General features: G+C 49.9%; 27 protein-coding genes and 3 pseudogenes. 15 read left to right on the forward strand and 15 right to left on the reverse strand.

The annotated features are described in order from the left end of the window. Positions 1 to 31: 31 nt before the first annotated feature. From L855_RS05285 to L855_RS05295, 3 genes are all read right to left on the reverse strand, one after another. A complete protein-coding gene (locus L855_RS05285) occupies positions 32 to 2,200 on the reverse strand; it encodes a glycosyltransferase (protein ID WP_159785101.1) in 2,169 nt (722 codons plus the stop codon). A gap of 186 nt (positions 2,201 to 2,386) precedes the next feature. Then, a complete protein-coding gene (locus L855_RS05290; RefSeq protein ID WP_159785104.1) occupies positions 2,387 to 2,902 on the reverse strand; it encodes a hypothetical protein in 516 nt (171 codons plus the stop codon). A 12-nt stretch (positions 2,903 to 2,914) separates the two neighbouring features. Then, positions 2,915 to 3,988: a glucose-1-phosphate thymidylyltransferase gene (locus tag L855_RS05295; protein WP_159785107.1), complete on the reverse strand. Its 1,074-nt coding sequence runs from the start codon at positions 3,986 to 3,988 to the stop codon at positions 2,915 to 2,917. Positions 3,989 to 4,011: 23 nt separating this feature from the next. Between L855_RS05295 and L855_RS05300 the strand changes: the two genes are divergently transcribed. Then, a complete protein-coding gene (locus L855_RS05300; RefSeq protein WP_159785110.1) occupies positions 4,012 to 4,233 on the forward strand; it encodes a hypothetical protein in 222 nt (73 codons plus the stop codon). Here L855_RS05300 and L855_RS05305 read toward each other — a convergent pair. Both L855_RS05305 and L855_RS22735 read right to left on the reverse strand, forming a co-directional pair. After that, entirely contained in the window at positions 4,210 to 4,785 is a 576-nt protein-coding gene (locus tag L855_RS05305) for a Uma2 family endonuclease (protein WP_159785113.1), read from the reverse strand. The two genes, L855_RS05300 and L855_RS05305, sit on opposite strands and share 24 nt — an antisense overlap. 145 nt (positions 4,786 to 4,930) lie before the next feature. Continuing rightward, a pseudogene (locus L855_RS22735) lies at positions 4,931 to 5,131 on the reverse strand (hypothetical protein); the annotation flags it as partial. 71 nt (positions 5,132 to 5,202) lie between these two features. Between L855_RS22735 and L855_RS05310 the strand changes: the two are divergent. Next, on the forward strand, positions 5,203 to 5,562 hold the full coding sequence (locus tag L855_RS05310) for a hypothetical protein (RefSeq protein WP_425500557.1): 360 nt from the start codon (positions 5,203 to 5,205) through the stop codon (positions 5,560 to 5,562). Positions 5,563 to 5,690: 128 nt separating this feature from the next. Here the strand turns inward: L855_RS05310 and L855_RS05315 are convergent. After that, a protein-coding gene (locus L855_RS05315; protein WP_219729871.1) for an IS1 family transposase occupies positions 5,691 to 6,400 on the reverse strand; the annotation gives its coding sequence in 2 pieces (ribosomal slippage) (positions 5,691 to 6,103 and positions 6,103 to 6,400; 711 coding nt in all). A 20-nt stretch (positions 6,401 to 6,420) separates the two neighbouring features. On the opposite strand from L855_RS05315, the gene L855_RS05320 reads away from it, so the two are divergent. The 3 genes from L855_RS05320 (at position 6,421) to L855_RS05330 (ending at position 7,675) form a co-directional block, all read left to right on the forward strand. Beyond that, positions 6,421 to 6,870 (forward strand): hypothetical protein, encoded by a 450-nt coding sequence (locus L855_RS05320; RefSeq protein WP_219729872.1) that lies wholly within the window; start codon positions 6,421 to 6,423, stop codon positions 6,868 to 6,870. Between the two features lie 227 nt (positions 6,871 to 7,097). Continuing rightward, the gene (locus tag L855_RS05325) at positions 7,098 to 7,358 is read left to right on the forward strand and encodes an AbrB/MazE/SpoVT family DNA-binding domain-containing protein (protein WP_159785119.1); all 261 of its coding nucleotides are present in this window, start codon (positions 7,098 to 7,100) and stop codon (positions 7,356 to 7,358) included. Continuing rightward, the gene (locus tag L855_RS05330; protein WP_159785122.1) at positions 7,346 to 7,675 is read left to right on the forward strand and encodes a type II toxin-antitoxin system PemK/MazF family toxin; all 330 of its coding nucleotides are present in this window, start codon (positions 7,346 to 7,348) and stop codon (positions 7,673 to 7,675) included. Before L855_RS05325 ends, L855_RS05330 begins: the two co-directional genes overlap by 13 nt. A 205-nt stretch (positions 7,676 to 7,880) precedes the next feature. Here the strand turns inward: L855_RS05330 and L855_RS05335 are convergent, their stop codons facing one another. After that, on the reverse strand, positions 7,881 to 9,356 hold the full coding sequence (locus tag L855_RS05335; RefSeq protein ID WP_159785125.1) for a carotenoid oxygenase family protein: 1,476 nt from the start codon (positions 9,354 to 9,356) through the stop codon (positions 7,881 to 7,883). 145 nt (positions 9,357 to 9,501) lie between these two features. Here L855_RS05335 and L855_RS05340 point away from each other — a divergent pair, with 145 nt between their 5' ends. The 5 genes from L855_RS05340 (at position 9,502) to L855_RS05360 (ending at position 14,205) form a co-directional block, all read left to right on the forward strand. After that, positions 9,502 to 10,416 carry an ATP adenylyltransferase family protein gene (locus tag L855_RS05340; RefSeq protein ID WP_159785128.1) on the forward strand — a complete coding sequence of 305 codons (915 nt, stop codon included), beginning with the start codon at positions 9,502 to 9,504 and terminating at the stop codon, positions 10,414 to 10,416. 102 nt (positions 10,417 to 10,518) lie between these two features. Beyond that, the gene (locus tag L855_RS05345) at positions 10,519 to 10,884 is read left to right on the forward strand and encodes a DUF4359 domain-containing protein (protein WP_159785131.1); all 366 of its coding nucleotides are present in this window, start codon (positions 10,519 to 10,521) and stop codon (positions 10,882 to 10,884) included. A gap of 183 nt (positions 10,885 to 11,067) precedes the next feature. Continuing rightward, the gene (locus L855_RS05350) at positions 11,068 to 11,799 is read left to right on the forward strand and encodes a biliverdin-producing heme oxygenase (RefSeq protein ID WP_159785134.1); all 732 of its coding nucleotides are present in this window, start codon (positions 11,068 to 11,070) and stop codon (positions 11,797 to 11,799) included. Positions 11,800 to 11,940: 141 nt separating this feature from the next. Next, positions 11,941 to 13,332: an oxygen-independent coproporphyrinogen III oxidase gene (gene hemN, locus L855_RS05355; protein ID WP_159785137.1), complete on the forward strand. Its 1,392-nt coding sequence runs from the start codon at positions 11,941 to 11,943 to the stop codon at positions 13,330 to 13,332. 138 nt (positions 13,333 to 13,470) lie between these two features. After that, entirely contained in the window at positions 13,471 to 14,205 is a 735-nt protein-coding gene (locus L855_RS05360; protein ID WP_159785140.1) for a class I SAM-dependent methyltransferase, read from the forward strand. A gap of 40 nt (positions 14,206 to 14,245) precedes the next feature. Here the strand turns inward: L855_RS05360 and L855_RS05365 are convergent, their stop codons facing one another. The 3 genes from L855_RS05365 to L855_RS05375 are packed head-to-tail and all read right to left on the reverse strand — an operon-like array spanning position 14,246 to position 17,672. Then, positions 14,246 to 15,001 carry a Uma2 family endonuclease gene (locus L855_RS05365; RefSeq protein WP_159785143.1) on the reverse strand — a complete coding sequence of 252 codons (756 nt, stop codon included), beginning with the start codon at positions 14,999 to 15,001 and terminating at the stop codon, positions 14,246 to 14,248. Further along, positions 14,998 to 15,600: a 5-formyltetrahydrofolate cyclo-ligase gene (locus L855_RS05370; RefSeq protein ID WP_159790975.1), complete on the reverse strand. Its 603-nt coding sequence runs from the start codon at positions 15,598 to 15,600 to the stop codon at positions 14,998 to 15,000. The genes L855_RS05365 and L855_RS05370 overlap by 4 nt, the downstream gene beginning before the upstream one ends. A 2-nt stretch (positions 15,601 to 15,602) precedes the next feature. Beyond that, positions 15,603 to 17,672 carry a cation:proton antiporter domain-containing protein gene (locus L855_RS05375; protein WP_159785146.1) on the reverse strand — a complete coding sequence of 690 codons (2,070 nt, stop codon included), beginning with the start codon at positions 17,670 to 17,672 and terminating at the stop codon, positions 15,603 to 15,605. Positions 17,673 to 17,975: 303 nt separating this feature from the next. Between L855_RS05375 and recQ the strand changes: the two genes are divergently transcribed. The 3 genes from recQ to L855_RS22370 are packed head-to-tail and all read left to right on the forward strand — an operon-like array spanning position 17,976 to position 20,617. Then, positions 17,976 to 19,799: a DNA helicase RecQ gene (gene recQ / locus L855_RS05380; protein ID WP_343039237.1), complete on the forward strand. Its 1,824-nt coding sequence runs from the start codon at positions 17,976 to 17,978 to the stop codon at positions 19,797 to 19,799. Beyond that, positions 19,735 to 19,869: an HRDC domain-containing protein gene (locus L855_RS22365; protein ID WP_343039238.1), complete on the forward strand. Its 135-nt coding sequence runs from the start codon at positions 19,735 to 19,737 to the stop codon at positions 19,867 to 19,869. The genes recQ and L855_RS22365 overlap by 65 nt, the downstream gene beginning before the upstream one ends. Beyond that, positions 19,856 to 20,617, forward strand: coding sequence for a helix-turn-helix domain-containing protein (locus L855_RS22370; RefSeq protein WP_343039239.1), 762 nt, complete (start codon positions 19,856 to 19,858; stop codon positions 20,615 to 20,617). Before L855_RS22365 ends, L855_RS22370 begins: the two co-directional genes overlap by 14 nt. A 58-nt stretch (positions 20,618 to 20,675) precedes the next feature. Here the strand turns inward: L855_RS22370 and L855_RS05385 are convergent, their stop codons facing one another. Beyond that, the gene (locus L855_RS05385; RefSeq protein ID WP_159785149.1) at positions 20,676 to 20,822 is read right to left on the reverse strand and encodes a hypothetical protein; all 147 of its coding nucleotides are present in this window, start codon (positions 20,820 to 20,822) and stop codon (positions 20,676 to 20,678) included. A gap of 21 nt (positions 20,823 to 20,843) precedes the next feature. On the opposite strand from L855_RS05385, the gene L855_RS05390 reads away from it, so the two are divergent. Beyond that, a complete protein-coding gene (locus tag L855_RS05390) occupies positions 20,844 to 21,656 on the forward strand; it encodes a helix-turn-helix domain-containing protein (protein WP_159785152.1) in 813 nt (270 codons plus the stop codon). A 58-nt stretch (positions 21,657 to 21,714) separates the two neighbouring features. Here the strand turns inward: L855_RS05390 and L855_RS05395 are convergent, their stop codons facing one another. The 4 genes and pseudogenes from L855_RS05395 to L855_RS05410 form a co-directional block, all read right to left on the reverse strand. Next, positions 21,715 to 21,909: a hypothetical protein gene (locus L855_RS05395; RefSeq protein ID WP_159785155.1), complete on the reverse strand. Its 195-nt coding sequence runs from the start codon at positions 21,907 to 21,909 to the stop codon at positions 21,715 to 21,717. Positions 21,910 to 21,997: 88 nt separating this feature from the next. Beyond that, a pseudogene (locus L855_RS21690) lies at positions 21,998 to 22,348 on the reverse strand (HepT-like ribonuclease domain-containing protein). A 2-nt stretch (positions 22,349 to 22,350) separates the two neighbouring features. Next, positions 22,351 to 22,641: a nucleotidyltransferase family protein gene (locus tag L855_RS05405; RefSeq protein ID WP_159785158.1), complete on the reverse strand. Its 291-nt coding sequence runs from the start codon at positions 22,639 to 22,641 to the stop codon at positions 22,351 to 22,353. Positions 22,642 to 22,742: 101 nt separating this feature from the next. Beyond that, the gene (locus tag L855_RS05410; protein WP_159785161.1) at positions 22,743 to 23,267 is read right to left on the reverse strand and encodes a hypothetical protein; all 525 of its coding nucleotides are present in this window, start codon (positions 23,265 to 23,267) and stop codon (positions 22,743 to 22,745) included. 128 nt (positions 23,268 to 23,395) lie between these two features. Between L855_RS05410 and L855_RS22740 the strand changes: the two are divergent. After that, positions 23,396 to 23,815, forward strand: a pseudogene (locus tag L855_RS22740) (ferrochelatase); the annotation flags it as partial. Positions 23,816 to 23,903: the final 88 nt, after the last annotated feature.

The following is a 23,903-nucleotide window of genomic DNA, read 5'->3' on the forward strand; positions in this document are numbered from 1 at the left end:
ACCCACTCCCGTTTCCAATCCCCGATTTGCACTATCTCAACTCCCGCAACAACGTTGGCCGTTTCGCCATCTGGGCGGGATCCGGTAACTGCACTTGGCCATATTCCGCTTCAATAGGGCTAAACAACTGCCACACCCCCTCCTCAAAGCGTTTTCGACTAAAACAGTCTCCCCGACGGCGGGCGGCTTTCTGTAAGGGGGGCCAAGTCTCTGGTTGACAACAGAGATTGTAGGTCATTTGTACCAATTCATCCAGAGACTCCACTAGAAACCCCGATTCTTCCGCCTCGACAATTTCCGGCTGGCCCCCACCCCGAAACACCAGGGGAATACAGCCATTTTGCATCGCTTCGACTGTAGCCATGCCAAAATGTTCAAATCGTTCGGGATGGGTTTCCTCTAAACCGCACAAATGCCAAAAGAGGGCGGCTTTTTCATAAAATCCTCGCAACTCGTCCAAGGAAACATTGACGGCTAAATCTACCGGGAGTTCTGCTTGTTTGATTTGTTTTTCTAATCCTTGTAGATAACTATTTTTCTTGGAACTTCCCCCCACTAACACCAATCGCCAATCCTTCATCCCTTGAGGATGGGCAGAATAGAGTCGTTGAAAGGCTTGTATCATCTCTTGCTGTTTCTTCATCCCCCCCGCTTCAAAGCGCCCTACCGCCAGAATTAGTTTTTCTTTATTGAGTGGTTTGGGATTGGCGGGTTCACCCTTGGGGGCCATCTCCACTGGGGGATAGAGTAAAGTGGTGGGGTTTAAGCGCCAACGTTTGCGAATCCATTGGCTGGTATAGTCGCTATTACTGACGAGGAAACTATAGCGATCTGCGACAAAATAGGCTTCGCGGTGTGTGTCAGGGAAATGACAGAAAAAGAGAGAAACAGGGGCGAGAGGTACAACTTTTGTAACCTGATTGGCATTGATGAAAATGTCATAGTCTTTGCTGGCGAGGGCAATGGCATCAAAGGGATTTTCAGTTTCGGCGGTTACCCAGGTTGAATTGATAATTTCCGACCCTCGTTTATCGAAGAATGGTAGGGGAATAATCCGAATTTGGCAGCGGGATAAATCGAGTCCATACCACTGTTCGAGCTGGTCTCGCTTGACGGGGCGATTGCCAATTAAGGTGATTTCAAAGTTGTCTTGTAAGATAGCAGCTAAGGTCGCTAAATAACGTTGCCCACCGCCAATAAAATGGAGGGAATTATCATAAATTGCTAAGCTTATTTTGCGGCTACCTAAAATAACTTCTAGGCGAGCGAGGAGCTTGTCAATATCTCGTGGGCCATATATTTTTTGCAGTTTTTGACAGAGTTTAGGTAGAATCGAATTGACGACAGTTTTATCATTTTCTGTTACTAATTTTTTTAAAATCACGGGTAGGCAGTCATAGAGTAAGTCATAATGTTGCTCTATCCAAAATACTGAAGTTGTAAGAGCATTGATGAGATGTTCAGGTTCATGTTTCGCTAAGTAGAGAAAGCGGTTGCGGTTACAGAAGTATTCCGTGAGAACTGACCCCGTACTCGATCCGCCTACTTGATGATCGGCGATCGCCCCTGGGACATACTGAAAACTCCAACCGCGATCGCGACAGCGTTTGGAATATTCCACATCCTCAAAATACATGACAAACTCTTCATCAATTGCCCCCACATCTTGCAAACAAGACCGTTGAAAGAGGGTGGCGGCCCAACAGAGTCCCTCGACCTCTTTGGGCTGATCATACTGACCCTGATCGGCTTCACCATAGCCAATATCCGCCCAGTAATGGTTCCTAAGACGGCGATGACCCACACTATTGATACGCCCATCGAGAAAGCGAATTTTACCCGCTACAGCGCCAATTTTGGGCGATCGCTTAAACGAGGGTAAGAGTTTCCCCAACCAGTCCCGATGTAACTGGGCATCATTATTGAGAAAGGCGATATAGTCTCCTTGGGCTTCTTTGATGCCTAAATTCAAGGCCCCGGCGAAGTTGTTGCGGTGATTGCGGAAACAACGAACCTCGGGAAAGTCCTGTTCAACAATGGCTAAGGAGTCATCTTGAGAGCCATTGTCGACAAGAATGACATCGAGGCGATCGCGGGGATAATCTAATCGATAAACGGACTCTAAACAGGAGTGCAGGTAGTCAAGCCCGTTATAGTTGACGATAATAAAGGAACAGCAGGGAAGGGGAGAGGAAGACATGGGGGGAAGGGAACAGGGAACAGGGAACAGAAACAACGTAGGGGCGTACCCTTGAGGTCGGTGAGCGATAGCCGAACCGTGGTCGCCCTAGGCAATAGACAATAGGCAATAATAGGGGCTGTTTTGGCCTCGTTGAATTTTCGAGTTTGAGGACTCGGTTAAAACGTGCTGAAATGCACCGCTATTCTATTCAGTGTTGAGATTTCGGATGAGTTTTTGGATGGCGCGGGTTTGTAGTTTTTGTTGAGTTTTAAGGTCTTCGAGTTCTGCCTCTAAACGGGCGATGGTGTCGGCGCGATCGCTGGCTAATGCTTGCAACTCATCCACCTCTTGGCGTAATTGGGCGACACGTCCGTTTAAGATTTCGGCAAACCGGGCATTGGCCCCGTTGTAGGCAACCTGAAACATTAAAATCGGCTTTAGGACTTTCCGCGCCAGTCGCCGAGTGGTGGTGATGGCCCCGCCGAAGCGATGGGCCGAGAAGAGAGGAACGTGATAGATGTTGGCCCGCTGGCGGAGGGCGACGAGATCATCATCGCGATCGTCGCGTAACTGATCCACCGACTCAATCATCGGTGGGGGGGCATCCTCCACGCCAATGCTGGAGGAAAGTGTCTGACGCAGTTGGCGAATCAGCTTAGCGTTGGGGTTGGCCGTTGGGGCCTGTTCAAGTTGGCGATCGCTCGACATTGATGATTCCATGGGGAGACTCCATCAGGCTAACTCAATTTGACAATCATCTCCTACCATAAACCGTAAGGCCTTAGGACGGGGGCGACCGGTTCCTAACTGGGCCCGTCGGCCAATTAAACTATCCACAATCCGCTGTTGAATGCCCTCAATTCGGGTTTCTTGTAGGATGACGCTATGTTCTAAGTCCACATCCTTGAGAATAACCCCATCGGCGATGCTGCTGTAGGGGCCAATAAAGCAGTTTTCCAGGTGACAGTTTTCACCAATAATCACGGGACCCCGAACGGAACAATTAATCAGCTGGGTCCCCTGACCAATCTGCACCCGTCCCACCACTTGGCTGTCAGCATCGAGTTCCCCAAAAATCGCCGTTTGCAGTTGGGTATCGAGGACAATTTGGTTGGCGCTGAGGAGATCGTCTTTTTTCCCGGTATCTAGCCACCAACCTTCGAGGATTTGCGCCTCGACGGGGTTTTTATGATCCAGGAGGTTACTAATGGCGTCGGTGATTTCGAGTTCTCCTCGTTCCGAGGGTTTGATGCGGGCGATGGCTTGGTGAACCTCGGCGGAGAAGTAATAGATTCCTACTAGGGCGAGGTTAGAGGGAGGAACGGCGGGTTTTTCCACCAGTTCCAAGACACGGCCGGCCTCATCGACTTTGGCCACCCCGAAGGCGCTGGGGTTCTCGACGGGCCGCAGCAGAATCAAGGCATCCAGTTGTTTCTCTTGGAAGTGATTGAGAAAGGGGGTGAGGTCGTTTTGAATCAGGTTATCTCCCAGATACATCACAAAGGGAGAGTCACCGAGGAAGGGTTGGGCGATTTTGACGGCGTGGGCCAGGCCGGCGGGTTCGTCTTGCAGGATGTAGGTGATTTTGGCCCCGAAGCGATCGCCGTCTCCGGTGAGTTTTTGTACTTCGTCCCCGGTTTCGGGGCTAATGATAATGCCGATCTCGGTGATTCCGGCTGAGACAATGCTTTCAATCCCGTACCAGAGGATGGGTTTGTTGGCAACGGGAACCAGTTGTTTTGCGCCCGTGTAGGTGAGAGGACGCAGGCGCGTTCCTTTGCCGCCGGAGAGGATCAGTGCTTTCATAGTTGGGGAGATAGTCTAGGCAAATGTCACTCGAAGGAACCGCCCCAATTATAGGGGGCGATGACCGTCTTGTTCACTGGATTCTCTTGGCTGGGGTGGGATTCCGGATTTTAGTCTGGGAAGATGTGGGAAATATCGATGTGACAGTCGGGGAAGGCTTGGGGGGAGATTTCGTCTTGCTTGAGGCTTTGCTGGCGGCGATCGTGAAATCCTTGATTGCGTCACCAGATGATACTGAGATCTAACTCAAAGCCGGGTAAGATGGTTTCGCCATCAATAGTCGTCGGGCGATCGCGCTGTTCGGGTTCCTGTCCCTGGCGATAAATTTCTACCGTCTGTGCTTGTCGGTCAATCAACCACCCCAGCTTGAATCCAGCATCCTGATATTCTGCCATTTTGTCCCGTAAGTCGTTGAGGTTGTCGCTGGGAGATTTGAGTTCGAGGACAAAGTCGGGGGCGATGGGTGGGAAGGTTTCGCGATCGCCTGGGCTGAGGGCTTCCCAGCAATCGCGACGTATCCACGATAGGTCCGGCGATCGATTGCCACCGTTGGGGAGTTTGAAGCCGGTGGAGGAGTCAAACAGGTAGCCCAGTTTGCTGCGACGATTCCAGAGGACAAACTCGGCTGATAGTTCGACGTTGCGGTTGCCGGTTTCGCCACCAGTGGGGGGCATGATAATCAGTTCTCCTCGGCGATTGCGCTCGAATTTGATGTCGGGGTGGTTGTCGCACAGTTGCGCGAACTGGCGATCGTTCAGTTGAATGAAGGGGGTGAGGTCGATGGTGTAGGTTAGCATCGTTGGATGGGGAACGGGGGAGGGCGATCGCTATTTCTAGGAACTGAAATTACTTTAATCCTAGCGCCTGCTCAGGAAGAGCAAGAGATTTTCAACAAAATTGCCTCTCGGGGCAATTGCTAAACGTTCATTAATTCAACTTATACTATGTTTCAAAATGGTATAAAGCATAAATCAGAGGAATTTGTGCTAGAACTCGATCAAGAAATAGAAAGAGTAACAGCCAAGCATCATCTTTTGCCATTCCCTGGGGATGGGGAACAAACGTCAGTTCTCCCGTGAATACCCGTGGCGAAAAACTCCAAATTTGACGCTCTCTGGTGAGGCGATCGCACGTCATAACTCCCTGTAACGGCGCATTTCCTGACTCTCAATGGGCGGCTCGGTTATAATAACTCCAGGCTTAGAGGCATCAGGATGACTGTAGCGCGTAATAACATCCTCAAACTCGCCATCGGTGGCGGCTGCGTCTTGGGTAGCTTGGCATTTCCCCCCCCCTCGTGGCGGCAGAAGGAATGGTCTTGGGTCCCATCCCATCCCATCTTAGCAACGGCGTTAGGGAATGTGGCGGCGGGGAATACGGCTAATGCGATCGATGCCTTAATCGATGGAGGAGAGGGGGGAGTCTCCCTAGAAAATCATGATTTAACCAAAGCCGTGGGAAAAGCCATCGCCGCCGTCATCACCCTCGCCGCCAAACAACAGCGCGGCAAAACCCGCCAATATAAGGTGCATATCCACTTGATTCCGTATAACATTCACCTTTTTAAAGACTAAAATCCCTGCGAGTTAAGGGTTTTAACGAATCATGAGGTTTTCTGTATGCTAGATCTAGCAATTTTTGACACCTCGATATTGATGTGCTAAAATCCCGGAGAATCTTAGTGATAGAGGGTTCGGTGGCACTAAAGAGGTAATGATGCGTTGTAGTGGTGAATAAAGTTCCACAGGAGGCCAATGTGATTGCGTAGACTCTTGGAGAAGGCTAAGCTGCGTCGGACAAAGCGTGAAACTCTTTGCCTGAGGGTATTGTTGAACCGCTCAATGTAACTTGTCTTGCCGCTCGACTTACTGACGACCTGGTGTCGTTTGCTCGGCAGCACCTGCCGGTAAGCCTCCCAAGCGTCAGTGTAGATCACAGCACATTGCCGATAGACTGTGGGTAGGGAATCCCAGAGGTTTTGCGCACTCTCGGCAGCGCGAGAACCGACATAAGCGCCGATCATCTCACGGGTCTCGGCATCGAGAGCTAACCAGACCCATTGTTTGTTGCCCTTGTGATCGACAAACGACCAAAGTTCATCACATTGCACCGTCATCGGCCCTTTTTTTTTGAACTGACAGCGACTTGCCTGTGTGTCTGGGCGGCTTTACAGTTGACATAGTCTTGCAGCCATTGCTCAGACACCTGAACCGCCCGGGCAATTCCAGCCATCGGGATGCGTTCTAGCAAGAGCCGGTCAATGAGTTCGCGAGTCGGGGTGTCGATGACCTTATTGGTTGGGTTTTTGACAAACTGACGACCACAGTTACGGCATAGATACCGTTGCTTGCTCGTGTGGATGTGGCCATTTTTGACGGTTCGCTTAGAATTGCAATCAGGGCAGTGAGGCATGGGCGTTGTTGCGTCGCTTCATGATCATCTTAACAAATCCATCATTACCCCTAGCGTTCTACCCTCTAGTGATAGCAGACGTTGCCAATCGACATCAAGATGTCGGTCTTACCGTCGTGCCGAATAATTGCGACCGCTTTCTTGTATCAAAAAAATCAAGCCAATTGTCCACTCAAAAAATTTCAAGGCACATTCAAAGCCTTACTATAGATATTTCACAAGAATTTCGAGAGAATTTTTTAGATCGAATGAATTTGCTAGGATTAAGATGGATTGATGTTTTACGGGGGCATTTTCTGATTTCAGCATCTTTTCATTTTATAAAAAAATACGTCGCTGAATTGAGATCAGCAGTATCAATATCTCGGGAAATGCTATTTGGTAGTTTGATGCTCGCATTTGAGAAAAGCTTTGATCCAAATCACAGCCATTATAATTACTATCAAACTATCTTTGATGAAGATGGCTAACAAACGGCTAAACCCGACATCCAAAAGCTACGCGGCTTTCTGCTACGCTGCGAGTTGCTCCACTTTTGGCTGCTGGTGATACTGGTCACTTAAGGTGGCAAGTCTCGAGCAAACAGGATGGCGATCGCTGAAGACTGAGAGTTTACTCACGAGACTACCTTGCACTTGACGACCTTTTTAGGTGTAGCTACAATGTAATCACATCTTACTTTTGAGAGCATCTGAGTATGAGCACAGTGATTAGAACCCGAATCGTTAAAATTGGCAACTCCCAAGGTGTGCGTATTCCTAAACTGCTCTTAGAGCAAAGCGGTATTCAGACAGATGTTGAAATCGAAGTGGAGGGCGATCATCTCACGATTCGCACCGCACGACGGTTACGCGATGGCTGGGAGCAAGCCTTTGCAGCAATGGCGAAAGAACAAGATGATGTTCTTCTCGATCAAGTCAACAGTACCGCTTGGGAGCAACGTGAATGGGAGTGGTAGCCAAGCGTTTCGATGTTTTTTTGGTTAATCTTGACCCCACAATTGGCAGTGAAATTCAGAAAACACGACCCTGTGTGATTATATCACCTGATGAAATTAACCGTTATATTGCCACGGTGATTATTGCACCAATGACGACGAGAGGGAAAGCCTACCCGACTCGGATTGCCTGTCAGTTTCAGGGTAAGGAGGGAAAAATTGTTCTGGATCAAATCCGCACCATTGATAAAACTCGATTGGTCAAAAAACTGGGTCAAATTAGTCCAGATGAGCAAAGAGGCGTTCTCCATACCTTGGCTGAGATGTTTGCCGAATAAGCCAACTGGGGGAGTATCACCCCAGCCTTATTATCCAAACCTCAAGGGGGCGATCGCTTGTGAATATTGTTTGAGCCATATTAAAGAACTCGTAGGACTTTTGGCAAGACACCAACGGCCCCTGATGACTTGATATCTCTGGTGTCATGGCTGGAATGAAGCCATGACACGCAGCCTTAGCGGTAAATTCGCCGGGAATCGTCCCCTAAGGACCAAAATACTCCGGCGTGAAGTTGCCATGTAGGCCATAGGGAATGTGATAGTTGAGATGCAACTGTGCTAAAGGTCCATTCTCCACAGCTTTCGCATCAAAAATTACGAGATCACTGCGATGATGTTCCGCATCATACATCAACAGTAACAGCCAACCGTCATCCTCCTTCGTTCCCTGGGGATGAGGAACAAACGTCGGTTCTCCGGTGAATCCCCGTGGCGCAAAACTCCAAACTTGACGCTCCCCAGTAAGCCGATCGCACTTCATAACTCCCTGCAACGGCGCATTGCCTTGCTCTCGGTGCGTCGTTCCCAGATATAAATAACGAGCCTTGCGACCCACTTTTTCGGGATGCAACACCGGAAATTCACAACAGCGGGATTCAATCACCTCATGACTCACCTCCCCTCGCTCTAAATTGAGGCGGAAATTCCAGAGTTGTCCTTCGGGAATTGCATCAAAATCTACTTCCCGAAAATCAGAGTCTGCCGTGGGTTGCGGGAAGGAGTCATAACAAATGGAATCGATGCAAATTTCCCCGTCTTCTTCCCAAGCGTTGGCGTGGTGGAAGACAAAACAGGGTTCGCTATCCAAGATTGTCATTTCACCGGAACCATCCCGGGGAATGACAATCACTTTGGTGGCGGTGTTGGGATTGAATTGGATACATTCGGCGGCTCCCCGGAAGCCTAAGAGATAGGGAAGGGGGTTAAAGGAAACGGGATTTTGGAAGAAAATGCAGTAGTTGGGGGTAATGGCCATGTCATGGAGAAAGGCGAACCCTGGGATGAAGCGCGTCTGTTGGCGTAAGAGTTTCCCCGATGTGGCAAATTCATAGAGGGTGATGGCAGTGGAGGGGCCGGGTTTGACGGCGAAGTTGACAAGACAGGGTTCGCTGTTGTCTCGGTGGGAGTGGGGATCGATATGGGGATGAGCGGCGATCGCATCTCCCTCCTCTAATACCCCATCGAGGCGATCGAGGCCCAATGTCTCTAATGTATGAGGATCTAAACGGTGGGGTTCAGCGGCTTCCCATAACGCGAGTAACTTCCCACCCCAGTAGATAACATTGGTGTTGGCGATGTTCTTGAGGCGGGTGTCAAAGATATTGGCCAGCCAACCGCCAGGTTTCTGAGTGCCGAACACCCCCCGATATAAGGGTTTTCCGGCTTTTTGTTCGTCTTGGAAGCCTTGGGTTTGTACGTAGCGGTTACGGAAATGGGCCCGTCCGTCTTTGAAGGCGATCGCACATACCATTCCATCGCCGTCAAAGGGATGATGCACCGGATGGCCGTTGATATCCAGTAATCCTGGCCCAACTCGAAATAGGGTTCCGCAGAGTTCGGCGGGGATCTCGCCGTCTAGGTTGTCGAGCCAATACTCAGATTCTTGGGGTTGGGAGAGATACCCTCGCTTCCAATCGTCGCGGCTATAGTCTTGGGGAATAGAACGTTGTTGAACGTACACGAGCGTTTTAAGGGGATAAATGTACAAATAACGAGCTTGTTATCACTAATGTTACATATTGTAACGAGTTATCCCAACCCCGGGCCGGGATCGCGCCCCAGACTTCTGTACAATGAGGGCGATCGCCCCCTGTTACGGTTGAGTTATGTCTGACGGAGAAATTCTGCTGTCCCCCAATACCCTCTGGCCACGCACCTTAGAACAAACCCAGTTCGCGCTCGATTGCGGTGCATTACAGCCGATTCCTACAGAATTTGAGTATTTGCAACAGGGAGAGATTCGTTTTCTGGTGAGAATCTTAGCCAATATCGATCGCAAGGCCAAAGCCAAAGCCAAGGAAACCCGTCAGGCTGAAGCAACGGGAAAACCGTTTAACCCCTTTCTCCCCTACGATGAGAAGCTCTTTGTGGCGAATCTCTCTCCCAGCCATGTCTGTCTCTTGAATAAGTTTAATGTGGTGGATCACCATCTACTGATTGTGACGCGGGAGTTTGAGCATCAGAACACCTGGCTGACGGTGGCAGATTTTGCGGCCTTACAAATTGGTTTCCGGGAAATTGACGGGTTAGGGTTCTATAACGGTGGCACTGAGGCGGGGGCGAGTCAACCCCATAAACATTTACAACTGGTTCCGCTTCCCTTGATGCCTGATGGCGATCTCTTGCCCATTGAGGGGGCGATCGCGCAAACTCAGTATGATGGGACAGGATTGGACAAAATCGGTCGCTCCCCTTGGTTTCCCTTCAACCATGCGATCGCCCCCATCTCCCCTGACAGCTCCCCCGAACAACTTCAGCAGCAGTATTATCGTCTCCTCAACGCCGTGGGGTTAATCGACGGAACCCCCAAAACCGAGACTCAGACAGGAGCCTATAACCTCTTGGCCACAAGAAATTGGCTGATGGTAGTACGGCGATCGCAAGAGGGATTCGCCGGAATCTCCCTGAACGCATTGGGATTCGCTGGGGCCCTCCTCGTTCGCAATTTGGAGCAACTCGAACACCTGAAAACTCTTACTCCACTGGGGTTACTTGGGAAAGTAGCACCAGTTGAGTCATAAAAACGCTAGACTCCTCGGAATCCCACGATAAGGGGATGAAGTTAATATAGGTGATTGTTGTAATGCGCCGCGTCAAGCTAAGCCAACGCGGGAACGGAGATTATGAAAACGAGTCTTATTGGAATCGGAGTGGTGGTTCTCGGAGTCGGAATTGCTTTAGGAGTCACGAATCCGAGCCGTGAGGAGTATCAAGTCTATGCCGGAGATATTCTAGCGACTCATCTTAAGGAGGACGTCTGTACAGACTTGGGCCGCGGCCAGGATTTGTGTCAGTCTTTTGTCGAGGAGAGTCGGCCCCAACTCCAACAGATTATTGATCGCAACACCAGTCGCGATAACTTCTTCCTCTTCAGTATTTACCGCACTGAACTCTCCCTTCCCATCCCCATTCCCGGAATCCCCACAATTCACGCGGAAACCGTCGGGGGATTAACTCGATTTCATACCTACAAGCTGGATGAACAATAATCGCTAAACAGTAATTAATCGGAGTTTCGGGAGTTTCCGGCATCCGTCCCCCAGCAGAAGTAGTCTTGATATCCCCTGTCCAGTTCCCTTTTGCCCTCAAAATGTAAAGTTTTGAGAAGCTCCCCTTGCGTATCCGGTAAATCGCTATAAAGTGATTAAAGTTAAAACACAGTTTTAGATCCTATGAGTGTTCAACTAGCCAGCTTGCTGCGAGAGGGAACGGGACGGGCCCACACCGCAGCAGAAAACACGGCCTATATGAAATGCTTTCTCAAGGGGATTGTCGAGCGGGAACCGTTCCGTAAACTCCTGGCGAACCTCTATTTTGTCTATCGAACCCTAGAAGAAGAACTCGAACGTCACCGCAGTCACCCCGTCATTGCAGGGATTAACTTCCCCCAATTGCGGCGAACGGAGAACCTGGAGGCGGATTTAGCCTTTTATTATGGGGAGAACTGGCGTGAGCAAATTCAGCCGCTCCCGGAAGGCCTCACCTATGTCAATCGCCTCAAAGAGATTTCCGAGACGGAACCAGCGTTGCTCGTGGCTCATGCGTACACCCGCTATATGGGAGATTTATCGGGGGGACAAAGCCTGAAAAATATCGTCCGTTCGGCCTTGGATCTCCCTCCGAATCAAGGAACGGGCCTCCATGAGTTTGCGGCCTTCCCCACTCCCGAAAGCCGACGCAACTTCAAGGTTGAATATCGCGATGCGTTGAATGCACTCCCCGTCGATGAAGCCTTGGCTCAAATGATTGTTGAGGAAGCCAATTTAGCCTTTCAACTCAACCGTGATGTCATGCATGGATTAGAGGCGGATGTGAAAGCGGCGGTTGGTGATCATGTGTTTGATTTACTCACTCGCCAGGATAAGCCGGGAAGTACGGAAAAGTCCCATCCTGTGGCCAGTTAAGCCAGAGGTTATCCTCTCAATCGTTCTGCGATCTCTCCTAACTCTCACCGCTGGCGATCGCGACTTGTCTTCACTTGGGCGATCGCCGGTTTTTTTAATGCCAAATAGTACCCCATTTTGTTCTGAAGTTACCTGATTCCTATGGAAGTTTCCACCCAATCAGTTCGGTTTGACGCCCAACTCCTGCAAAAACATAATCATCCCACCCCTCGCTATACCAGTTATCCCCCCGCTACAGAACTGAGTCCCGATTTTAATGAGCAGGACTTCTATGAGGCGATCGCCCGTGGAAATGCCAAGAAAACGCCCTTATCTCTCTACTGTCACATTCCCTTTTGTGAGAGTGCGTGTTACTTTTGCGGCTGCAATGTCATCGTCACCAAACTGAAGGATAAGGTAGCGAATCCTTATCTAGACTATCTCTTTCAAAACATCGAACAGACGGCTCCTTTGATTGACGGCGATCGCCTGGTGCAACAAATGCACTGGGGAGGGGGAACACCGAATTATCTCAACCCAGAACAACTCGAACGACTCTGGAACAAGCTGCATGAACATTTCACCTTTGCCGAGGATGCAGAACTTTCCATTGAAGTCAACCCCCGCTACATTGATCGCGACTATATCCTCTTTTTAAGAAAACTCGGGTTTAATCGCATTAGTTTTGGGATTCAGGATTTCAACCCCGTGGTTCAAGAAGCCATCAACCGAGTTCAACCGGAAGAACTGCTCTTCAATGTCATGTCTTGGATGCGAGAAGCGGACTTTGAGAGTGTGAATGTGGATCTGATTTATGGACTTCCCTATCAAACCCTCGATACCTTCCGGGAAACTATCGCCAAAACCATTCAACTGAATCCCGATCGCATTGCGGTGTTTAACTTCGCCTATGTTCCCTGGATGAAACCGGTACAAAAACGGATTCTCGAAGACACCCTCCCCAGTTCCGAAGAAAAACTGGAAATCGTCCACATGACCATTGACAAATTGACCGATAACGGCTACGTCTTTATTGGTATGGATCACTTTGCCAAGCCAGGGGATGAGTTGGCGATCGCCCAACGGAAAGGGGAACTTCACCGCAACTTCCAAGGCTACACCACCAAACCTGATTCGGAACTGTTTGGTTTTGGTGTCACCTCCATCAGTATGCTGCATGATGTCTATGTGCAGAATCACAAGAGATTGAAAGACTTTTACCGAGCCATTGAGGAAAAGCAAACCCCCATTGAGAAACTCGTAAAACTCGGCGAACCGGACAATCTCTTGCGTCGGGAAGTGATTATGGAATTGATGTGTCACTTCCGCCTCGACAAACGGGACATTTCCCAGAAGTATGGGATTAATTTTGATGAGTATTTTGCCCTCGACTTGCAGATGTTACAAGAGTTTGAAGATGATGGTTTAGTCATCAATGGTTGTGATATGATTGAAGTGACACCCAGTGGGCGTTTGATGGTTCGTAACATCGCCTACTGTTTTGATGCCTATAGCCGCGATCGTAAACAACAGCGGTTCTCCAAATCAATTTAGGGACTTGGCTCAGACGACACCGTTTAAGTGTAGAGTGTCTGAGTGTCAAAAATTACCCTTTAGCTTCTAATCAATGGGATGGCGCTTGGTCGTCATCCCATTTGTCCGTAAAATGGGGAAAATGTATCGCATCTCATTATGAGTAAAACCGTCTATCCCGGCGAAATCTTCCCCAACACCCACGACTTCGACGAGGGGATTCGCACCCTTCTCCCCCGTTACACAGAAATGCTCGATAGCATTACTCGCTGTGTTCCCGCTGACTGTTCAACCCTGATCGATCTCGGCTGTGGAACTGGGGAATTGAGTCTGCGGCTGTTAGAACGCTGTCCCCAGGCACAAGTTCTGGCCATTGACTACTCGCCGCGTATGCTGGAATTTGCTCATCAGAAAATCACCCAGGCCGGTTATAACAATCGTTGGGAACCCCTATGTGCTGATTTCGGTGAATTGGCCCATCAAACCAGTGGCGACGTGGCGATTCAAGGTGCGCAAGCTTGCGTCTCATCCTTGGCGATTCACCATCTCAGTGATGAGATGAAACAAACGCTGTTTAACTGGGTGTTTAGCATCTTAGAACCGGGGGGATGTTTTTGGAATACTGATCCAGTGGTTCCCGAAACCCCCCATCTGAAAGACGTCTATCAGTCTGTGCGCGAGGAGTGGGCGCAGAAAAAAGGGGATGCGATCGCCGCCACCCGCGCTAAAGTGGGCGAGAGTGTTCCCCAAGGCCATTCAGGACAAGATCGCTTAGCCAGTTTGCAAACCCATCTTCAGATGTTAACCTCAGCCGGTTTCCAAGATGTCGCCATTCCCTGGAAGTATTTTGGCTTTGCGGTGTTCGGCGGCTACCGGGGAATCATGAATAAATGAAAATTGACGGTTGACAATTATCCACAAGTATGAGCAAGGCTCACTCCTCATCGGGATCAACGCCTAACTCTCGCAAGCGGGCCGCTAGACGCTCAGCTCGTTGATGTTCTTGCTCAGCTCGTTGATGTTCTTGCTCAGCTCGTTGATGTTCTTGCTCGGCCCGCTCCTCACCATGTAAGAGTAAATTCCCCTGACTATCCCACCAACGCAGCCAAGGGAGTTCCATATTCCCATAACGTCCAGTCCAGATCCCTAACTCAACTCCCAATTCAGAAATGGGGAAGTGGCCCCGTTCGTTGGCCCCGATTAACTCATAATGGTTGCGGACTAAACCATAGACCTCAACACTGGCCCGTTGCACCTCGTAAATGGCGTAGTACGCCGGACGAATTACCGTTTCATAGACCCAAAACTTGCCCGTCCAGGGGGTTTTATCTCGTTCCTCAGACCCCGTTCCTGAGACAAACTCAATGACAATCTCGGGGGGGATATGTTCTTGCCACAGGACATAGGAACGTCGCGCTTGTCCGTCTAAGGTAGCGGGAACCTGAGGAACATAAAACCAATCGGGAGAGACAGCGCCTCGTTGAGCAGGATCGGTGATGCGCCAGTAAATTCCGCTATCTTGACCAATACAGTAATCTCCCTGGGGATGTTTGGCGGTGAGGATGGGGAGAATCGAATCCGTCAGGAGAATGCTTTGCGGATGTTCTTGAAAGTCTTTCACGAAGGTTCCATCCTCACAGGGGAGTTGGGTGTGATCCGGTAAGGGAGTAAAAGTTTCTATGACGCTCATGGCGGTTTTGAGGAGAGGGGCGATGGTTCTAATTTAACATTGCCATCAGGGCTGGTTTGCACCCATCGTTCCTCGGTACACACTCCGGTTAAGGGACAATCCCAGGGTTCAATGGGTAACTCCTGGAGATAGGCGAACTCAAAGACAATCCCCAGCGTGGGAATCTCTCGCCACTGGGGTTGACTGAGGAGGCGATCGTAAAACCCACCGCCATATCCCAGGCGATATCCCCGTCGATCGCAGGCTACCGCCGGAACTAAGATTAAATCCACCGTCTCAGGAGCAATCTGGGGGGAATCAGGATGGGGTTCGCGAATCCCAAACGCACCCGAAATAAACCGATCGCCCCATTGCCAAGAATGCCACAATAACGACTCTCCCTGACAGCGAGGAAACCCCCAGCAACGGTCCCCCGTTAATCCCAATAAATCCGGTTCTCGGCGAAAACTGACATAACTGAGAACTGTTTGGGCCGACTGAAACCGGGGATGTTGGCGAATTTGCTCACAGAGGCGATCGCTGCGATCGCGCCATTCCCCCTCAGACAACTGACAACGAGTCTGCAACAGCGATCGCCGTAACGCCTGCTTCTGCACCATCTCTACCAATGAGGTTCTCCAAACAACACCATCGAACAGGTAATTTGTCCTAGAATCTTCGTGGCCACGTCACTCACCGCCAATCCCCCAGCGGTACGCCGTCGCCGGGAACACAGAACCACCATATCCACCTCTTGCGAGGCTTCCAAAATCGCCTGAGCAATATCATCAGAGACCACCGTTTTCATCTGGCCTGGAACCTGAGAACCCCCGCCATGAAAGATTTTCATCAACGCCGTCTCAAACTCCTGAATCTGCTCCGGCGTGGTGCGGCGATCGCAGACATGGAGCAAGGTTAACTCCGCCTGATTCGACTCAGCAAATAACTGAGCAAACCGCATCGCTTCCATCACCTGCGGTGCCAGACTTTTCACCGGAACCAAAATCTGATGAATATTCAGGGGATCATCCAACAAACGCATCACCCCAACGGGACAGTGAGAAGACCAAAACACACTGTCCACCACACTGCCAAACAGTCGCGCTCGAATACCAATATTCTCATTCCAACCCATCACAATGGTACTCGCATTCTCCTCCCGAGCAGTTCGGCTAATGCCATGGGCCACATCACTATCAATGCGAACCCGAGGAATCGCCTCAACGTCAAACTCATTACTCACCGCCATAGCCCGTTCCAAAAGCCGTTCACTGCGTTGAATCGCCACATCTAACTCGGGTTCATCCATTTGTAAATGAGCTTCAGCAATGGACAGGGGGACGATTGAGCCAGAACGCTGACGGGCTAAAATTGCCGCCATCTCAATCAGATAGCGTTCTGTTAGGGGATTGGAGACAGGAACTACAACTTTAAAAGGTTTTTCTTTGGGGAAAAAGGTCAAAGATGGTAAAGCATTCTCATCTTGCTCTGATGACAAATCTAAACCACCTCCAGACAAAGGAAGCTTGCGGGCAAAATGGGAAGTTGCCAAGGGACCAATCACTGATGTGATTAACATCAAAACAACCACACTGTTGAAAACGGAATCGGGAATCAAACCCGCATCAAACCCCGCCAAGGCAGCTGCAAGAGTGGCGGCAACTTGAGGAATAGATAATGACCACATCGTCATCATACTATTCCAACTATAACGATAAATAAGCTTGACGACCATTGATGCCAAAAACTTGGCACTCAGCAAAGTTAAAACAATGGCAATCACAAAGCCTAAATTTTGAGTAAAACTCTCCATGAAAGCGGTGATATCCAGGAGCAGACCCATGCCCACAAAAAAGAAGGGAATAAATAGGGTACTGCCCACAAACTCAACTTTATTTTCAACAGGACCCCGGCCCACCACATCGTTGACCGCTAGTCCTGCCAAAAAAGCACCTACAATTTGGTCAACGTTAATGATTTGAGCACCAACTGCCGCCAAAAATACCGCCAAAAGTATGAAAAGAAATTGGTTACTTTCTTCATCTCCCGTGCGACGAAAGTATAGCTTCCCAGCCTTGTCCAACCCCACCAAAACAGCAACAGTATAAAGAGCCAATGCTGTTACTTGAATAATTAAACTGGTGGCAGAAAAATCTCCTCCATGAATTGACACACAAATTGCTAGAACCAAAAGAGCTGCAATATCGGTGAAAATAGTTGCACCAATGGTAACGGTAACCGCTTCATTTCCCGCTACCCCAAGACGACTAACAATTGGATATCCTAAGAGAGTATGGGATGCTAGCAAGGAGCCAATCAAAATCGCCGCATTCCAGCCATAGCCAAACATGATTGCCATGAAAGTTCCCGCTGTGAGGGGAATTGCAAATGTGGCAAATCCAAACACTAAAGAGCGGTCTTTTTTACGCTGAAACTCTGATAAATCAATTTCTAGTCCAGCAACAAACATTAGGTAAATTTTACCAATGTCTGTAAATAGTTTCATATAATCATCACCGGGATCGAGTATCCCCAAGCCATCGCTTCCGAGTACCACTCCTGCGGCAATTAGCCCCACAAGACCCGGAAGTCTTAACCGCTCAAATAATGGGGGAACTGTGAGAACAACGAGCAGGAGAACAGTAAAGGGAACAATGGGAGTATCCGGTAGCCATTGAGGTAAGTTGTCCATGGAGTTTGTAAGGTAAAGACTAATGAAATTGGCTGCCTGATTTAGGGCTAAGGATTGAGGACTCAATCACAAAAAGATAACACCCTAGATAATGAACACTCTATTTGAATCGTCGCTTTATTGTAATCATAAACCGTCGAATTGTGAAGGTATCGCGTTAAGGTTTGATTAACGGATTGAACCGTTGCCCCAAGAGCCGGATTGCAATCGCCCCCCTCATGTAAACTCCTTTTCAGTAAAGGCAGCCCTCCGGGGACTCTCTCTGGTAAGATAGAAACGCTCAATCCACTCCTCACAGGATTCGTGTCCGCTTCCCCATCAGACTCTCTCGATCGCGCCCTCAAACAATACTTTGGTTATGATCGCTTCCGTCCCGGTCAACAGGGGATTATCCAGGCCTCCCTGCAAAACCAGGATCAATTGGTGATTATGCCCACGGGGGGTGGGAAATCTTTGTGTTTTCAACTTCCGGCTCTGTTACGTCCTGGGGTTACGGTGGTGGTCTCTCCTCTCATCGCCCTGATGCAAGATCAGGTTGATAGCTTACAGGCTAATGGGTTGGGGGCTACATTCTTGAATAGTACCCTGAAAGGTCTCGAAGCTCGCGATCGCATCCAGGCCGTCCGCCAGGGTAACATCAAACTGCTCTACGTCGCCCCAGAACGACTGTTAAGTGAGCATTTCTTAGAGTTCCTCAATCAACTGCGATCGCAACCGGGCCTATCGGGATTCGCCATCGACGAGGCCCATTGCGTCTCAGAATGGGGCCATGACTTTCGCCCGGAATATCGCCAACTCTCGCGGCTACGGCAGTATCACCCCGATGTTCCTGTCACAGCCCTCACGGCCACCGCCACCGATCGCGTCCGTCAGGATATCATCCAGCAACTGTCTCTGAAGCGGCCCCAAGTCCATATCGCCAGCTTCTACCGCCCCAATCTTGCCTACGAAGTCCGCCCCAAGGGACGAGATAGCTACCAACAAATCTACCAACTGGTGCGCCAGGGAGGGGCGGGAATTATCTACTGTCTCAGTCGTCGTCAAGTCGATGAACTCGCCGACAAACTGCGTCAAGATGGCATTGAGGCCCTACCTTATCATGCAGGAATGAGCGACGCGGATCGCTCCAACAACCAAACTCGCTTCATCCGCGACGATGTGCAAGTGATGGTCGCTACCATCGCCTTTGGAATGGGCATCAACAAACCCGATGTGCGTTTTGTGATTCACTATGATTTACCCAAAACCCTAGAAAGTTATTATCAAGAAACCGGCCGCGCTGGGCGAGATGGAGAACCGGCTCAATGTATTCTCTTTCTCAGTTATGGCGATGCCAGTAAAGTCGAGTGGATTATCAGCCAAAAAGCTGATGAACAGGAACAACGAATTGCGCGTCAACAGTTGCGCCAAGTCATCGACTATGCCGACAGTACTGAATGTCGTCCTAGTATCCTGCTACGGTACTTTGGCGAAACCCTCGGCGAACCCTGTCAAACCTGTGATAACTGCCGTAATCCTAAGCCAGTGGAGGATTGGACAGTTGAGGCCATGAAGTTCCTCTCCTGTGTGGCGCGCTGTCGAGAACGGTTTGGGGTGACTCATATTATTGATGTGTTGCGAGGCTCGAAAAAGCAGAAAATTAAGCAATATCGCCATGATCGCCTCTCCACCTATGGGATTGGCAAAGATCGCACCGTAGATCAATGGCGGGCCTTGGCCCGAACCCTGAAACATCGCGGTTTTGTGGATGAAACCGATGATGGCTATCCCGTTTTGAAACTCAATGCCCTCAGTTGGGAGATTATGCGCCAACAGCGCAAGGTTGAAGTGGCGCTTCCCCGTACCGTCAGTGCCTTCGAGGGCGATCGCCGCAGTCCCTTAGCCGTCGAAGCTGAGGCCCTTATGTTTCAACTGCGGGCGTTGCGCAAACAAATCGCCAATGAACGTTCCGCAGCCCCCTACACGATTTTCCCCGACTCAACCCTACGACTTATGGCCCAGCAACGGCCGCAAACCTTGGCGGAGTTTGGGCAACTCTCGGGACGACTCAACCCTACGACTTATGGCCCAGCAACGGCCGCAAACCTTGGCGGAGTTTGGGCAACTCTCGGGTGTGGGGCGCTATAAACTAGAGCATTATGGCGATCGCTTTGTGGCCCTAATTCGCGAGTTTACAACGGGGAGTGGGGCGCTATAAACTAGAGCATTATGGCGATCGCTTTGTGGCCCTAATTCGCGAGTTTACAACGGGGGAAGCCAGCGCCCCCCCTAAACGCCCAACGAGCCGCCCCGCCACAACTGCCCTGAGCGACACCCACCGAGAAACGTTAGCGTTATGTCAACAGGGCAAAAGCGTTGAGGATATTGCCCTGGCTCGTAATCTCACCCCCAGTACCATTTATGGCCACCTCGAACGGCTCCTCCATGCGGGAGAGGAGATTGATATAAATGCTCTGGTTCCCCCGGATCATCAACAGCCGATTCGTCAGGCCATCCGCGCCCTGAATACAGATAAATTGAAACCAGTGTATGAGTATCTTGGCGGCGTCTATCCCTATGAGGAAATTCGCTTAGTGAAAGCGGTGATTAAGCGGGAGGGCCATCGCGTCTCCCAGAACTCGGAACCGAGTCCAACTCATCTCTATAGTCTAGAGTTACATCAGAAAGGATTAGACGTTGGGGCGATCGCCCAGGAACGGAATTTACGCCCCTCTCGCATTGTGCGCCACTTAGCGGAACTGTTGGAAATGGGACAACCGGTGGATTTAGATCGGTTGGTTCCCCCGGAACAGCAACGGGAGATTGAACAAGTCTGCGAACGGCATCCTGGCGCTACGTTAGAGGTGTTATGGACTTATCTGAGCGATCGCGTCTCCAAAGAAGCCCTCAGACTCGTTTATGGGGCTTGGCGTGCCAAACAGCGTCAACCGTCTAATTCCCCATAACGCCTCAACCTTACTCGCTAGAAAATAAATCGGTGGGAAAATCCAAATCTCTTGACCATCAGGCAAACTGTAACTCGCTCAATGGGAGATCGCCAACTGTTCCGCCAAACCATAATAAATCTGCCCGTGTCATAATCTCCACCACACAATCCACATCCAACATTGACCGCACCTCATCCCATAAAATCTCCTCCAGATACAGCACTACGACTCAACCCTACGACTTATGGCCCAGCAACGGCCGCAAACCTTGGCGGAGTTTGGGCAACTCTCGGGGGTGGGGCGCTATAAACTAGAGCATTATGGCGATCGCTTTGTGGCCCTAATTCGCGAGTTTACAACGGGGGAAGCCAGCGCCCCCCCTAAACGCCCAACGAGCCGCCCCGCCACAACTGCCCTGAGCGACACCCACCGAGAAACGTTAGCGTTATGTCAACAGGGCAAAAGCGTTGAGGATATTGCCCTGGCTCGTAATCTCACCCCCAGTACCATTTATGGCCACCTCGAACGGCTCCTCCATGCGGGAGAGGAGATTGATATAAATGCTCTGGTTCCCCCGGATCATCAACAGCCGATTCGTCAGGCCATCCGCGCCCTGAATACAGATAAATTGAAACCAGTGTATGAGTATCTTGGCGGCGTCTATCCCTATGAGGAAATTCGCTTAGTGAAAGCGGTGATTAAGCGGGAGGGCCATCGCGTCTCCCAGAACTCGGAACCGAGTCCAACTCATCTCTATAGTCTAGAGTTACATCAGAAAGGATTAGACGTTGGGGCGATCGCCCAGGAACGGAATTTACGCCCCTCTCGCATTGTGCGCCACTTAGCGGAACTGTTGGAAATGGGACAACCGGTGGATTTAGATCGGTTGGTTCCCCCGGAACAGCAACGGGAGATTGAACAAGTCTGCGAACGGCATCCTGGCGCTACGTTAGAGGTGTTATGGACTTATCTGAGCGATCGCGTCTCCAAAGAAGCCCTCAGACTCGTTTATGGGGCTTGGCGTGCCAAACAGCGTCAACCGTCTAATTCCCCATAACGCCTCAACCTTACTCGCTAGAAAATAAATCGGTGGGAAAATCCAAATCTCTTGACCATCAGGCAAACTGTAACTCGCTCAATGGGAGATCGCCAACTGTTCCGCCAAACCATAATAAATCTGCCCGTGTCATAATCTCCACCACACAATCCACATCCAACATTGACCGCACCTCATCCCATAAAATCTCCTCCAGATACAGCACTATCGTCGCTCCCCCAGCAAACACAAACGGTAAACACAAACCGTTCATAAATTAAAGCCAACACCCGCGCTACCCGAAGTAAATTAGAAATCAACGGATTATCTATACAACTTCTCCTTCAGAACTTGGTATTAATTTAGATATTAGATAAAGACTTTAGGGCGTTAATTAGATTAGGGATTTCGTCGGTAATAATGCTCCAAATAATGTCATTATCTATCCCTAAATAGGCGTGAATGATGCGATTGCGGGTTGCAATGATTTATCTCCAGGGAATTTTGGGGTTATTTTCTCTGATTTCTGAGGGAATACGGGTCGCAGCTTCACCAATCAATTCAAGATTTCTTAAAGTCACATCGTAATAAAGTTCGTTGTTTATAAAATCACTTTGATTTAAATTTTCGGTATAGCGGATAACTTTTTCCGAAAATCGAATCATGTCATCAATATAAAATTTCCATTCCCGTTCAGGATTTTGATTAGACATACTTACACATAAATGAGGTCTGATTCAATATGGGGGCGTAGTTCGGAGCGAATGGCCTTATCTGTAATGAGGTCAATGGGTTTTTGTAGAAGGTCTTCTAGGTAAAATAATGTACTAAAGTAGCGTTGACTGTTGGCGATTCCTTCAAAGCTGATTAATATATCAATGTCGCTGGTTTCAGTAGCGGTATCACGGGCAGTAGAGCCAAATAACGCAAGGTGTTTTATACCATATTGTTCCTGAAGTATGCCTTTATGGTTCTCTAGAATTTCTAATATTTGTTGTTTTTTCATGGGGTTAGGGACTGGTTATGGGGACGGAGTGTAGGTTGATTTTGTTAGTAACGGCATGGGTGATCCTGGCGGTACGATATTTCAGGGTAAACCCATCAAATTTAGTATAAGTCGAGTTCCCCATAACGCCTCAACAAAGCTCGTATAAACGCCGCTGCATCAGTGTTTCGGCTTAACCCCGACTCCGGCAGCCAAACCCCTTGCGCCCGCTCTGGATAGGCCCATAAATCCAAATGAGCCACAGGGGGATCGGCATAAAAGCGATCGCCCCCTACTCCCAACCAACCCGATTGCTGATCAGTAATTAGGTCATGACTGAGACGATGTAAGGGAAAATCTCCCAGGTGAGGAACCCCCCAACCATCCATTGCAATCAGCGCCTTGACCGTTCCCCCCTGCTGCTGCCACAAACAGGCGGCTCCCATCGCCCCAACGACTCCCGCACTAAACGCCAAAAAACAGGGCTGTTCTAGCCCCTGCTGGCGGGCGAAATCGAGGACATGGAGGGGGGAATAGGGGGGATGGGTTGAGGTGGGGACAATCAAAACCTGTTTCAGTCCCAGAACTTGGCACAAACGCTCCGTGAGACTGGGGGAGTGAACCCCTGGACACAGACAAAGGGTCATAGCAGCTAAACCCTGTTCACAATACCGTAACGGCCTTTAGCAAAACGCCTGTGTTATGTTGGCATTATTCGCTGTAACGTACCAAATTCGTTACAGTTCGTTAGAGCGCTTCAGAGGAGACTGTCATCTTGGTTGTTACCCACGAACAAACCACCCATTCATCCAATTCCACGCCATCGGATCATCGTGTCGCCGTCCTCTTGATGGGATACGGTGAAGTCGAGAGCTATGACGATTTCGCCAACTACAACGAACAGGCCCTACACCTGCTCACGGCGAAATTCGCCCCGGTTCCCGATTGGCTCTATCCCCCATTAGCAAGGCTTCTTGCCATTTTTGACCGTCACGAGTGGGGTCATCAACATCATGACTTTGTCTCCCCTCACAATGCCATTTTTGAGCAGCAACGGGCCGGGATTGAGCAAAAGCTTCAGGAACGCTGGGGCGATCGCATTCAAGTCTTTAAAGCCTTTAACTTCTGCGCCCCCTTTCTCCCAGAACAGGTGTTAGCCGAGGTGAAAGCTCAAGGCTTCACGAAACTCCTCATACTGCGCCCCCTTTCTCCCAGAACAGGTGTTAGCCGAGGTGAAAGCTCAAGGCTTCACGAAACTCCTCATCTATCCCCTGCTCGTGGTG

The organism is Sodalinema gerasimenkoae IPPAS B-353 (genome assembly GCF_009846485.1).
In the GTDB taxonomy this organism is placed as follows: Bacteria; Cyanobacteriota; Cyanobacteriia; order Cyanobacteriales; family Geitlerinemataceae; genus Sodalinema; species Sodalinema gerasimenkoae.